The sequence below is a fragment of the Enterobacter cloacae complex sp. EB5 genome, from assembly GCF_031432835.1.
Taxonomy (GTDB): domain Bacteria; phylum Pseudomonadota; class Gammaproteobacteria; order Enterobacterales; family Enterobacteriaceae; genus Enterobacter; species Enterobacter hormaechei_C.
Genome location: NZ_CP133860.1, coordinates 230,765 through 243,411, shown reverse-complemented (window position 1 = coordinate 243,411; position 12,647 = coordinate 230,765). Strand labels below are relative to the sequence as shown.

Annotated in this window: 13 protein-coding genes; 10 read left to right on the top strand and 3 right to left on the bottom strand. The window is 54.7% G+C overall.

Going from position 1 to position 12,647, the window contains the following annotated elements; genetic code table 11:
- Positions 1-157: 157 nt before the first annotated feature.
- Positions 158-1,591, top strand: a complete 1,434-nt coding sequence (gene ptsG / locus RHN82_RS01260) for a PTS glucose transporter subunit IIBC (RefSeq protein ID WP_003857942.1) — start codon at positions 158-160, stop codon at positions 1,589-1,591.
- Positions 1,592-1,732: 141 nt separating this feature from the next.
- On the opposite strand, the gene fhuE is transcribed toward ptsG, so the two are convergent.
- The gene (gene fhuE, locus RHN82_RS01255; RefSeq protein ID WP_047051901.1) at positions 1,733-3,922 is read right to left on the bottom strand and encodes a ferric-rhodotorulic acid/ferric-coprogen receptor FhuE; all 2,190 of its coding nucleotides are present in this window, start codon (positions 3,920-3,922) and stop codon (positions 1,733-1,735) included.
- A gap of 353 nt (positions 3,923-4,275) precedes the next feature.
- On the opposite strand from fhuE, the gene hinT reads away from it, so the two are divergent.
- The 8 genes from hinT (at position 4,276) to RHN82_RS01215 (ending at position 10,359) form a co-directional block, all read left to right on the top strand.
- Entirely contained in the window at positions 4,276-4,635 is a 360-nt protein-coding gene (gene hinT / locus RHN82_RS01250) for a purine nucleoside phosphoramidase (RefSeq protein WP_006809243.1), read from the top strand.
- 1 nt (position 4,636) lies between these two features.
- On the top strand, positions 4,637-5,011 hold the full coding sequence (locus tag RHN82_RS01245; RefSeq protein WP_003857939.1) for a YcfL family protein: 375 nt from the start codon (positions 4,637-4,639) through the stop codon (positions 5,009-5,011).
- 13 nt (positions 5,012-5,024) lie between these two features.
- Positions 5,025-5,669: a penicillin-binding protein activator LpoB gene (gene lpoB / locus RHN82_RS01240; RefSeq protein WP_085929697.1), complete on the top strand. Its 645-nt coding sequence runs from the start codon at positions 5,025-5,027 to the stop codon at positions 5,667-5,669.
- The gene (thiK, locus tag RHN82_RS01235; RefSeq protein ID WP_047051904.1) at positions 5,650-6,474 is read left to right on the top strand and encodes a thiamine kinase; all 825 of its coding nucleotides are present in this window, start codon (positions 5,650-5,652) and stop codon (positions 6,472-6,474) included. Before lpoB ends, thiK begins: the two co-directional genes overlap by 20 nt.
- Before the next feature lie 11 nt (positions 6,475-6,485).
- Positions 6,486-7,511 (top strand): beta-N-acetylhexosaminidase, encoded by a 1,026-nt coding sequence (nagZ, locus tag RHN82_RS01230; RefSeq protein WP_047051905.1) that lies wholly within the window; start codon positions 6,486-6,488, stop codon positions 7,509-7,511.
- A gap of 31 nt (positions 7,512-7,542) precedes the next feature.
- On the top strand, positions 7,543-8,085 hold the full coding sequence (ycfP, locus tag RHN82_RS01225; protein ID WP_006809239.1) for an alpha/beta hydrolase YcfP: 543 nt from the start codon (positions 7,543-7,545) through the stop codon (positions 8,083-8,085).
- Between the two features lie 236 nt (positions 8,086-8,321).
- Positions 8,322-9,626, top strand: a complete 1,305-nt coding sequence (locus RHN82_RS01220; RefSeq protein WP_017693633.1) for an NAD(P)/FAD-dependent oxidoreductase — start codon at positions 8,322-8,324, stop codon at positions 9,624-9,626.
- Between the two features lie 193 nt (positions 9,627-9,819).
- Positions 9,820-10,359, top strand: coding sequence for a glycine zipper 2TM domain-containing protein (locus tag RHN82_RS01215; protein ID WP_017384715.1), 540 nt, complete (start codon positions 9,820-9,822; stop codon positions 10,357-10,359).
- A 59-nt stretch (positions 10,360-10,418) separates the two neighbouring features.
- Here RHN82_RS01215 and comR read toward each other — a convergent pair whose 3' ends face one another.
- Positions 10,419-11,054, bottom strand: a complete 636-nt coding sequence (comR, locus tag RHN82_RS01210) for a TetR family copper-responsive transcriptional repressor ComR (RefSeq protein WP_047051907.1) — start codon at positions 11,052-11,054, stop codon at positions 10,419-10,421.
- A 245-nt stretch (positions 11,055-11,299) separates the two neighbouring features.
- On the opposite strand from comR, the gene bhsA reads away from it, so the two are divergent.
- On the top strand, positions 11,300-11,557 hold the full coding sequence (gene bhsA / locus RHN82_RS01205; RefSeq protein WP_006809234.1) for a multiple stress resistance protein BhsA: 258 nt from the start codon (positions 11,300-11,302) through the stop codon (positions 11,555-11,557).
- A 77-nt stretch (positions 11,558-11,634) separates the two neighbouring features.
- Here the strand turns inward: bhsA and RHN82_RS01200 are convergent, their stop codons facing one another.
- On the bottom strand, positions 11,635-12,600 hold the full coding sequence (locus RHN82_RS01200) for a L,D-transpeptidase family protein (RefSeq protein WP_022650791.1): 966 nt from the start codon (positions 12,598-12,600) through the stop codon (positions 11,635-11,637).
- Between the last annotated feature and the right edge of the window lie 47 nt (positions 12,601-12,647).

The following is a 12,647-nucleotide window of genomic DNA, read 5'->3' as shown; positions in this document are numbered from 1 at the left end:
TGAAACGTGATAGCCGTCAAACAAACTCAGAGGGAATTATTTTACTCTGTGTAATAAATAAAGGGCGCTTAGATGTCCTGTCCACGGCGCGGTACTCCCCCCGGGCCAATGCGTGAAAACGTAAAAAAAGCACAAATACTCAGGAGCACTCTCAATTATGTTTAAGAATGCATTTGCTAACCTGCAAAAGGTCGGTAAATCGCTGATGCTGCCAGTATCCGTACTGCCTATCGCAGGTATCCTGCTGGGTGTCGGTTCTGCAAACTTCAGCTGGCTGCCAGCCGTAGTGTCCCACGTGATGGCCGAAGCAGGCGGTTCTGTTTTTGCTAACATGCCGCTGATCTTCGCTATCGGTGTTGCTCTGGGCTTCACCAATAACGACGGTGTATCCGCTCTGGCGTCCGTTGTTGCTTACGGCATCATGGTGAAAACCATGGCTGTGGTTGCGCCGCTGGTACTGCATTTACCTGCTGAAGAGATTGCCGCTAAGCACCTGGCGGACACCGGTGTTCTCGGTGGTATCATCTCCGGTGCGATTGCAGCGTATATGTTTAACCGCTTCTATCGCATCAAGCTGCCTGAGTATCTGGGCTTCTTCGCGGGTAAACGTTTTGTGCCGATCATTTCTGGTCTGGCCGCGATTTTCACCGGTGTGGTTCTGTCCTTCATCTGGCCACCAATCGGTACGGCAATCCAGACCTTCTCCCAGTGGGCGGCTTACCAGAACCCGGTTGTGGCGTTCGGTATCTACGGCTTCATTGAGCGCTGCCTGGTACCATTTGGTCTGCACCACATCTGGAACGTTCCATTCCAGATGCAGATTGGTGAATACACCAACGCAGCAGGCCAGGTGTTCCACGGCGACATCCCACGCTACATGGCGGGTGACCCAACGGCAGGTAAACTGTCTGGTGGCTTCCTGTTCAAAATGTACGGTCTGCCGGCTGCCGCAATTGCGATCTGGCACTCTGCTAAACCAGAGAACCGTGCAAAAGTGGGCGGTATCATGATCTCCGCAGCGCTGACCTCGTTCCTGACCGGTATCACCGAGCCGATCGAGTTCTCCTTCATGTTCGTTGCGCCGATCCTGTACATTATCCACGCGGTACTGGCAGGTCTGGCATTCCCAATCTGTATTCTGCTGGGTATGCGTGACGGTACGTCCTTCTCTCACGGTCTGATCGACTTCATCGTTCTGTCCGGTAACAGCAGCAAGCTGTGGCTGTTCCCAATCGTGGGTGCGGGCTACGCAGTGGTGTACTACACCGTCTTCCGCGTGCTGATCAAAGCACTGGACCTGAAAACGCCGGGTCGTGAAGATGCAACGGAAGACAGCAAAGCCGGTGCGACCAGCGAAATGGCGCCTGCTCTGGTAGCTGCCTTCGGTGGTAAAGAGAACATCACTAACCTGGACGCGTGTATCACTCGTCTGCGTGTGAGCGTTGCCGACGTGGCGAAAGTAGACCAGCCGGGTCTGAAAAAACTGGGCGCAGCGGGCGTCGTTGTTGCAGGTTCTGGTGTTCAGGCAATCTTCGGTACGAAATCCGATAACCTGAAAACCGAAATGGATGAGTACATCCGCAACAACTAAGCTGTGACCTGGGGAGACTAAGGCAGCCGAATGGCTGCCTTTTTTATTACTGCTGCTTGTGGTGCCGGGTGGCGGCGGCACCTTACCGGGCCTACGTGATGGGTAGGCCCGGTAAGCGCAGCGCCACCGGGCTTCTGTCACTCAGAAATCGTAGCTCGCGCTCACCGAGACGTTCAGCGGCGCGCCATACACTACATAAGAGCCGACGTAATCGTAATACTCTTTGTCGAACAGGTTGTTGACGTTCGCCTGCACCGCAAAATCTTTGGTGACCTGATAACGGCTGAACAGGTTCACCAGCCCATAGCTGCCTTGCTCCGCGCGGGAACGTCCTGCCGGGCCGCCTTCCACGTCCGTCCACACTTTGTTCTGCCAGTTTACGCCACCGCCCACGGTCAGTTCCGGCAGCATTGGCAGTTGATAGCGGGTGAACAGCTTCATGGTCGTGCGCGGCTGATCGGAGCTGACGGCGTTGCCATTTTTATCTTCCGCAATGTAACGCGTCGCGCCGAAGGTCAGCTGCCAGTTATCGGTCAGGGCACCGTTGAGCTCGAACTCGACCCCTTTGCTGACCACGCCGTCCAGCGATTCATAGATCGACTCACCGCTCGGCATGTAGGTATAGGTGTTGCTGGCGACGTTATCCTGCTCAATGCGGAAAATCGCCAGCGAGGTGGTGAGGCGGGTATTAAACCAGTCCGCCTTCACCCCGGCTTCGTAGCTTTTACCCGTGGTAGGGTCGAGATAACGTCCGCTGGCATCGCGTTTATCCTGCGGCTGGAAGATAGAGGTATAGCTGACGTAGGTCGACCAGTCCTCATTGATGTCATACACCAGGCCGGCGTACGGCGTGACATCATCTTTGGTGCTTTCCAGACGGGTATTCGGCGATCCTGCCGGGTTATAACGAATGTTATATTGGGTGTAGCGCGCGCCCAGGATCAGGTGCAGCGGATCGGCCAGCGAGAAACGAGCCGACGAATAGGCTGAAGACTGGCGAATATCATCCTTGCTGTAGAGTTTCCAGGGCGTCCACTGCGGATCGGCGATGTTCCCGTTCCAGTTCTTAAAGTTGCCGACATCAACCATGCCGTATACCGCATCCGGCATGGAGTTGTCGTAATGGTTACGCTGACGGCTGAAGCTGCCGCCGAACATCATTTCGTGCTGACGGCCAAAGAGATCGAAGCCGCCGCGCAGGAAGGCGTCAACCGCATCCTGTTTACGTTCCCCACGGTTCCAGCCGCCATAACCCACCAGACCCGCGCCGGTCTCTTTATCCGGATAGCCGGACATATACATCAGTTTGGAGTCGAAGTTGGTTTCAGCATGCATACCGTTGATGTGCGCTTCCCAGCCATTATCGAAACGCTGAGTCAGGTTAGCGAAGATGCGGGTGCTGTCTTTATCTGAATAAGCCCAGTCAGGCGCGACGGTCTGGCTGCGATTGTAGTGGGTCTTGCTTCCGTCGCTGTACCAGGTCGGCAGCCCGCCCCATGTCGGGTCGGTGGTATGGCTTTCCTGATATTCATACCCTACCGAGAGGGTGGTGCTGTCGGTGACATCCGCGTCCATCACACCATAGAGGAATTTCTTCCGGTAGTGGTAGTTATCCACGAAGCTGTCGTTATCCTGATAACCGGTGATCAGACGGCCCCGTACCTTACCTGACTCCACCAGCGGCGCCTGGAGATCCAGCACGTAGCGCTGCTTGTCCCAGCTGCCGTAGCTGGCGGAGACGTTACCTTTAAATTCCGTGCTGTCCGCATGCTTACGCACCATATTAACGTACGCCGCCGGGTTGCCCGTGCCGGACATCAGGCCGGTGGCGCCGCGAACCACTTCGATGCGGTCATAAATCGCGGTATCGGCGGCGGTATCACCAAAGTTCCACACTTCACTGATGGACGTCGGCAGGTCGTCATAGGCGTAGTTGCTGACGAAAAAGCCGCGTGAGTAAAACACGGTACGGTCGCTGTCCTGCACCTGGGCCGTAATGCCCGTGGTGTTCGTCAGCACCTGTCCGATGGATTGCAGATTCTGGTCAGCCATACGCTGCTGGCTGATAACGCTGACGGACTGTGGGATGTCGCGGGGAACCAGCAACAGTTTGGTGCCGGTGGTGGTGGTTTTTACGCTGTAATCCTGATCCTGGCTGGCAGAAAGATCCTGTGTGTTGTCAAAACCCCCGTCTACGACGACGGTATCTTCGGTGGTTGAAGCAGCGAAAGCGGCGGTTGGCGTCAATGCCATAGCAATGCAGGCGGCCAGCAACGAAGGTGTTGCGGCAGGCTGACGTTGCCCATCCCTGGTGTGATTAATGAAAGACATCATCAAACCCTTAGTGAATGGTGAAGGTAATTCGCGACAGTCCCGCTAGCACGGGCTGACGTCGTTTTCTATGTTAAAAATGAGCATGAAAATGCAAATGCGAAATATACGCATTGTGATTAACGCTGTAAACAGATGTTTCGGGATGAACTGAAATAAGGTTTCAGAAAAGAAATGTCCTAAAGCGATGCCTCTTCAGCCAGATGGGGGGCAATCAGGAAAGAAATCACGGGAGAAGGTTGAAAGGACAGGAGAAACTCGCTCATACTCTTGTCTTGTGTCACGCAGTAAATCAGACAATGTGTGTTAACAACGGACGCACGACGCCAGATTAAACTTAAAAGGAAAAGGTCATGGCTGAAGAAACGATTTTCAGTAAAATTATCCGCCGCGAAATTCCGTCGGATATTGTCTATCAGGATGAACTGGTCACGGCTTTCCGCGACATTTCTCCCCAGGCGCCGACGCACATCCTTATTATTCCCAATATTCTGATCCCGACCGTTAATGACGTTAAAACCGAGCATGAAGTGGCGCTGGGCCGTATGCTTACGGTGGCCGCGAAAATCGCTGAGCAGGAAGGGATTGCTGAAGACGGATACCGTCTGATCATGAACTGTAATCGCCATGGCGGCCAGGAAGTCTATCATATTCATATGCATCTGCTGGGTGGACGTCCACTGGGACCGATGCTGGCACATAAAGGTCTTTAATATGTTAACTGGGCGTATTGCAGCGCTGATCGTGACGCTGGTAATGGTTGGGTGCAGCGCGCGTCCTGCCATCCCGGTCAGTGAAGAACAGACGCTGGTGATGGAGTCCTCAGTGCTTGCTGCGGGCATCACGGCGGAGAAGCCTTCGCTGACCATAAGCGAAATCCAGTCTTCAGCCTCCTCTACGCTCTATAACGAAAGGCAAGAGCCAGTGACGGTGCATTATCGCTTCTACTGGTATGACGTGAGAGGTCTTGAGATGCACCCGCTTGAGGCGCCGCGCAGCGTGACCATCCCGGCAAGATCGTCGGTCACGCTCTACGGCAGCGCCAGCTATCTGGGTGCACATAAGGTGAGACTTTATCTTTATTTGTAAGGAGTGAACCTTGATTAAAACAATGAGCCGTTATGCGCTCCTGAGTGCCTTTGCACTCTTTCTGGCGGGTTGTGTGACGCGAACGGAAGAACCTGCACCGGTGGATCAGGCGAAGCCGGGAACGGAACAGCCAACAACGCCAGCGCAGCCTGTTCCAACCGTGCCGTCTGTACCGACCATTCCGGCGCAGCCTGGCCCGATCGAACATCCGGACGACACCGCACAGCCTGCGCCACGAGTACGCCACTATGACTGGAACGGCGCAATGCAGCCGATGGTGGGCAAAATGTTGCAGGCACAGGGCGTTACGCCCGGCAGCGTGCTGCTGGTGGACAGCGTGAACAACCGTACAAACGGTTCCCTGAATGCGGGAGAAGCGACGGAAACCCTGCGCAACGCGCTGGCAAACAACGGTAAATTTACGCTGGTCTCAGCCCAGCAGCTCGCCGTCGCCAAGCAACAGCTTGGTCTGTCGCCTCAGGACAGCCTGGGTTCGCGCAGTAAAGCAATTGGTATCGCCCGCAACGTTGGCGCGCAGTATGTCCTTTATTCTAACGCGACAGGCAACGTGAACACGCCGTCGTTGCAGATGCAGTTAATGCTGGTTCAGACCGGCGAAATTATCTGGTCAGGTAAAGGTGCCGTTACGCAACAATAAGCGCACGCGTCATGATGTCCTGACGCGTTATTTCCCTCAGTACCGTGTTATCGCGCCGCAAGCCCCCGCCGGGCTTGGCGGCGCGAGTTGCATTATTGAGCGTGGCGACCATCGGCTGGTTTTACGTCAGCATCACGATGCCGCCGCGCCTGCCTCCCATTTCCGTCGCCAGTTCTGCGCCCTGAAGCGCCTGCCCGCCGACCTTGCGCCACAACCTCATCTCTTTATCAGAGACTGGATGGCGGTGGCATTTATTGCGGGTGAGATCAAAAGCGAGCTTCCCGATACGCCTGCGCTGGCAGCCATGCTGTATCATCTGCATCGCCAGCCGCGTCTGGGCTGGCGGGTAACGTTACTTCCTTTGCTGGATCGCTACTGGCAGCAGGCTGCGCCTGGACGACGCACGCCCTACTGGCTGGCGCAGCTTAAGCGGCTGCGTAAAGCGGGAGAGCCGCAGGCGTTACGTCTGGCGCCGCTGCATATGGATGTCCACGCGGGGAATATCGTTCATACCACGGCAGGCGAGAAACTTATCGACTGGGAATATGCCGGAGACGGTGACGTGGCGCTCGAACTCGCTGCGGTCTGGATGCCTGATGAGGCCTCGCGCGAGCAGCTGATAACCGCCTATGCCCGAAACGCCAACATCAATGCGCTCACCCTTGCGCGGCAGGTCGCGCGCTGGCGTCCGTGGGTACTGATGCTGATGGCGGGATGGTTTGAAATGCGCCTTCAGCAGACAGATGACAAACAATTTATTGCGCTGGCAAATGATGCCTGGCGTCAGTTACAAACGAAAGGATAAGAGAGGTTGGTGTGGGTCCAGTAATGTTGGATGTCGAAGGGTTTGAGCTGGATGCGGAAGAGCGCGAAATTCTGGCGCACCCGCTGGTAGGGGGGCTGATTCTTTTCACCCGCAATTATCATGATCCGGCACAGCTGCGCGAGCTGGTTCGCCAGATCCGCGCGGCGTCGCGCAATCGCCTGGTGATTGCGGTTGACCAGGAAGGTGGACGCGTGCAGCGTTTCCGCGAAGGGTTTACCCGTTTACCCGCCGCGCAATCTTTTGCTGCGCTGCTGGGTACTGAAGAGGGCGGTCAACTGGCGCAGGACGCCGGCTGGCTGATGGCCAGCGAGATGATCGCCATGGATATCGATATCAGCTTCGCCCCGGTGCTGGACGTAGGACACATTAGCGCGGCAATTGGTGAGCGTTCGTATCATGACGATCCGCGTATCGCGCTGGCGATGGCGACGCGCTTCATCGACGGTATGCACGCTGCGGGCATGAAAACCACCGGCAAACATTTCCCGGGCCACGGGGCGGTAACGGCGGATTCCCATAAAGAAACCCCGCGCGATCCGCGCCCTGAAGCAGACATTCGCGCGAAAGACATGTCGGTTTTCCGCTCGCTGATCGCCGATAACAAGCTGGACGCCATCATGCCTGCGCACGTCATCTACAGTGAGGTCGATCCGCGTCCGGCCAGCGGCTCTCCACACTGGCTGAAAACCGTGCTGCGTCAGGAGTTAGGCTTCAATGGCGTAATTTTCTCTGACGATTTATCCATGGAAGGGGCGGCGATTATGGGTAGCTATGCGGAACGTGGGCAGGCTTCGCTGGATGCGGGTTGCGATATGATCCTCGTCTGCAATAATCGTAAAGGGGCGGTGAGCGTGCTGGATAACCTGTCGCCGATCAATGCTGAACGTGTTACACAATTGTATCATAAAGGTTCATTTAGTCGTCAGGAGCTGATGGACTCGGCGCGCTGGAAAGCGGTAAACGCCCGGCTTGAAGCCCTGAACGAGCGCTGGCAGGCACATAAAGCAGCCCTTTAATTCATCCCGGAAGGCGTAGCGTGGTGAGACGATGATCATCTATTTACACGGTTTTGACTCAAACAGTCCTGGTAATCATGAGAAAGTGCTGCAATTGCAGTTTATCGATCCGGATGTCCGGCTGATCAGTTACAGCACGCGTCATCCGAAGCATGACATGCAGCATCTGCTTAAAGAAGTGGACAAAATGTTGCAGCTCAATATCGACGATCGCCCGCTGATCTGCGGCGTGGGTTTGGGGGGATACTGGGCAGAGCGCATCGGTTTTTTGTGCGATATCCGTCAGGTCATTTTTAATCCTAACCTGTTTCCAAACGAAAACATGGAAGGCAAGATCGACCGTCCGGAGGAGTACGCCGATATCGCAACCAAATGCGTGAGCAATTTCCGTGAAAAGAACCGCGATCGGTGTCTGGTGATCCTTTCCCGCAACGATGAAGCGCTGAACAGCTCCCGCGCCGCCGAGCTTCTGCACCATTACTACGAAATTGTCTGGGACGAAGAGCAGACCCACAAGTTCAAAAACATTTCCCCGCACTTGCAGCGTATTAAAGCCTTTAAAACGCTGGGCTGATCTCCCTGAACCTGATAAAGGCCCGGTACGTGAGAGCGTACCGGGCCTCTTTTTTGTCAGAGTTGTCTACTTTTAAACCATCAAAACTTGATACATATCAATTTTGGTATGACCAATGCGCCTGACGTGCTATTCTCAATGAATCTGAATGGTTTCAGCGCAGTAACCTGTTGTTAATTAAGGGTTATTTATATAACTTTTAATTAACAATTGGTTAATAATTTGAGGGGGTCACGTTGACTACGCCATTGAAAAAGATAGTGATTGTCGGCGGTGGTGCTGGCGGACTGGAGCTGGCAACACAGCTGGGTAAGAAGCTGGGGCGCGGTAAGAAAGCCAAAATCACGCTGGTGGATCGTAACCACAGTCATCTGTGGAAGCCGTTACTGCACGAAGTGGCAACCGGGTCGCTGGATGAGGGCGTGGATGCGCTGAGCTATCTGGCGCACGCGCGTAACCACCACTTCCAGTTCCAGCTGGGTTCGGTGGTGGACATCAATCGTGAAAACAAAACCATCACGCTGGCTGAGCTGCGTGATGATAAAGGCGAGCTGCTGGTTCCTGAGCGCAAGCTGGCCTATGACACGCTGGTGATGGCCCTGGGCAGTACCTCCAATGATTTCAACACCCCAGGCGTAAAAGAGCACTGCATCTTCCTGGATAACCCGCATCAGGCGCGTCGTTTCCATCAGGAGATGCTTAACCTGTTCCTGAAGTACACCAACAACATGGGTGCTAACGGCAAGGTTAACATTGCTATCGTGGGCGGCGGGGCAACGGGCGTTGAATTATCGGCGGAGTTGCACAATGCGGTCAAACAGCTGCACAGCTACGGCTACAAAGGGCTGACTAACGAAGCGCTGAATGTGACGCTGGTGGAAGCAGGTGAACGTATTCTGCCTGCGCTGCCGCCGCGTATTTCCGGCGCGGCGCACAACGAGCTGACCAAACTGGGCGTGCGCGTGCTGACCCAGACTATGGTGACCAGCGCGGATGAGGGCGGCCTGCATACCAAAGACGGCGAATACATCCAGGCCGACCTGATGGTCTGGGCTGCGGGGATCAAAGCGCCTGATTTCATGAAAGATATCGGTGGGCTGGAGACGAACCGCATTAATCAGCTGGTGACAGAGCCGACGCTGCAAACCACGCGCGATCCGGACATCTTCGCCATTGGCGACTGTGCCTCCTGCGCACGACCGGAAGGCGGATTTGTACCGCCTCGCGCTCAGGCCGCGCACCAGATGGCAAGCCTCGTGCTGCATAACATTCTGGCACAGATGAAAGGCAAACCGATGAAGGCCTATGTCTACAAAGACCACGGCTCTCTGGTGTCGCTCTCAAACTTCTCCACCGTGGGCAGCCTGATGGGTAACCTGATGCGCGGCTCCATGATGGTGGAAGGGCGCATCGCCCGCTTCGTGTACATTTCTCTGTATCGTATGCACCAGATTGCGCTGCACGGCTACTTCAAAACCGGCCTGATGATGCTGGTTGGCCGCATCAACCGCGTGATCCGTCCACGCCTGAAGCTGCACTAATTTCTCTCTCCCTCCGGGCCCGCCGGAGGGAATTCTTAGCACATCATGCTGTACATTTCGCTCCTGACGCTTAAGAGTTCTCTTAAACCCTCGTTGTCCCGGCCAACAACCCTGATTTTGATCCTTTATCTTATTGGCGAAGCGTTTATTGCGCTGCAAAATTGCTACCAATTGCAACAAAGGAGGAAGTCCCGTGAATAAATCAATGTTGGCGGGTATAGGGATTGGCGTCGCAGCTGCGTTAGGTGTGGCTGCCGTTGCCAGTCTGAACGTACTTGATCGTGGCCCGCAGTATGCGCAGGTGGTTTCCGCTACACCGATCAAAGAGACGGTCAAGACGCCTCGTCAGGAGTGCCGAAATGTTTCTGTCACCCATCGTCGTCCGGTTCAGGATGAAAACCGTATCGCAGGCTCCGTGCTCGGCGCGGTTGCTGGTGGGGTGATTGGTCATCAGTTTGGTGGCGGCCGTGGTAAGGATGTCGCGACGGTAGTTGGTGCGTTGGGGGGCGGTTATGCCGGAAACCAGGTGCAGGGCGCGATGCAGGAAAATGATACCTACACTACAACGCAGCAGCGCTGTAAAACCGTGTATGACAAGTCTGAAAAAATGTTGGGCTACGACGTAACCTACAAAATTGGCGATCAGCAGGGCAAAATCCGCATGGATAAAGATCCTGGCACGCAGATCCCTCTCGACAGCAATGGTCAGCTGATACTGAATAACAAAGTGTAAAAAAGATGTTCTCTGAACTTAGCTCCTCATGCGCTCAGGCTGAGGAGCTTTTTTTTGCGTCAAAGTTTAAGAAGTTCAGGCCACAGGCGCAGCGTTGTTTGCGTAATCCCCTGCAATTTTTCCAGCGTCGCGCCTTCACGGGCGCTGATGGACATCCCCTGTAAAATACAGCTCAGATACTGGGCCAGTTCCTGCGGGCGGCAATGCGCCGGGATTTCGCCGCGCTGCTGACGCTGAGCCAGAAACGTGCTGAGCGTCTCCTCCTGCATCGCATGCCGCGATTTGACCGTGTTGGCAATCTCTTTAGAGGATGCCGCGAGGGTCGCGGAGGTGTTGATCATAAAACAGCCCGCAGGCGTGTCCTTGCTGGTATAGCAGGTCGCGATTGCCGAGAAATAATCCTGCAATGCCTGCTCAACCGTTTTTTCTTCGCAGAACAGCTGGGCTTCATGTTTTGCCGCGAAGCGCGAGATGTATCTGTCCAGAACGGCCCGGAATAAGCCTTCTTTGTTTGTGAACTCTGCGTACAGGGTAGGGGCTTTCGCGCCCGTTGCTTCCACGAGATCGGAAAGCGACGTAGCTTCATACCCATGCTGCCAGAAGAGCGTCATGGCCTTATCGAGCGCCGCATCCCTGTCGAACACTTTTGGTCGGCCACGGCTTTTCTTTGCGCAACGCGTGACATCGGTTGTCATGTGCCGTTGGTCCTCTGTTGTTTTGTTGAATAGTCATTATAAAAATAAACGTCTGCAACGACCAGCGGTGATTTCTGAAAAATAATTTAATTTTATCTTTATGAAATATAAGACAAATGAAATTAATTTAACGACCATTATAAAAATTGGTTGACGTGTGACCTGGATCACATCTATCATTTACCTATCGATCGTTAACTAAATAACTAACGACCACTACATCATCTGCCTAAAGGTATAAAATCATGAAAAACGTTAAAACCCTCATCGCTGCCGCCGTTCTGAGTTCACTCTCTTTCGCAAGCTTCGCCGCTGTTGAAGTGCAATCCACGCCAGCAGACCAGCAGAAAGTCGGTACCATCTCTGCCACTGCCGGGACTAACCTGGGCTCTCTGGAAGATCAGCTGGCACAAAAAGCTGACGAAATGGGTGCGAAATCATTCCGCATCACCTCTGTGACCGGTCCTAACACCCTGCACGGTACCGCAGTTATCTACAAATAAGCGTAACGCAACCCTCCGTTATGCCACTGCAATAAAAAACGCCCTGCTCATGCAGGGCGTTTGTCGTTATTACTGCTTTACATTGACTGCTGAGCAACCTCATGATGCCGCGTGACATCGGTTGGCATCCCCGAGCGTGCTTCCATCGCCCGCTCCATCACCGCGCCATCGGTATTGGCATTCGTTTTAAAACTCACCATCGAGGCATTAAGATTAATTGGCAGCGTCTGCGGATCGTCATTGATATTTTTCGATAGCGGCTGGTGGATCTCAACCAGACGGACGCCACCCGGCTCTTCAGACACTTTAATCGGCGTATTGATGATATTCACTTTCGTGCCAGGGGCGATCACGCGGTAGAGCGTTTTGATATCGTCATCGCGCAGGCGAATGCAGCCGGAGCTGACGCGCATCCCGATCCCGAAATCCGCATTCGTACCGTGCAGAAGATAAACCCCACCGTATGCCGCCAGGCGAATTGCATGGTGCCCCATTGGGTTATCCGGACCAGCAGGCACCACGGCGGGCAGGTCGATACCTTGAGCTTTATAACGGGCGCGAATGTTTGCCGTCGGGGTCCAGGTAGGATTAGCGCGCTTATCAGAGACGGTAGTGACCATGGTAGGCGTGAGCGTATCGCCCCCCAGCTGACCAATACCGATAGGGTAGACGGTCACTTCGTTCTTGCCCGGCGGGTAGTAATACAGACGCAGCTCGGCGAGGTTAATCACAATGCCCTGACGCGGCGCGTCCGGCAGGATGGTTTGCAGCGGAATCGTCAGTACGCTGCCCGCCCGGGGCACGTACGGATCTACCCCCGGGTTGGCCTGCAACAGCGCCAGGAACCCGACGTTATATTTTTTGGCAATCGCTTCCAGCGAACCGCCATCGTTTTCAACCACGTGAAAGCGGTTTTCACCTACGACGTTGCTGCCGGCAGGCGGAAGAGGCCAGGTATTGGCGCGAGCAGGGAGCGCGACGGCAACCGTCGCGGCCAGCGCAACCAGAGTTAACCAGCGGGTAAAACGCGAAGAAATCATCATTATCATAATCCATGCAAATGATAAGGTTATTGTTTTATAAGGCGTTA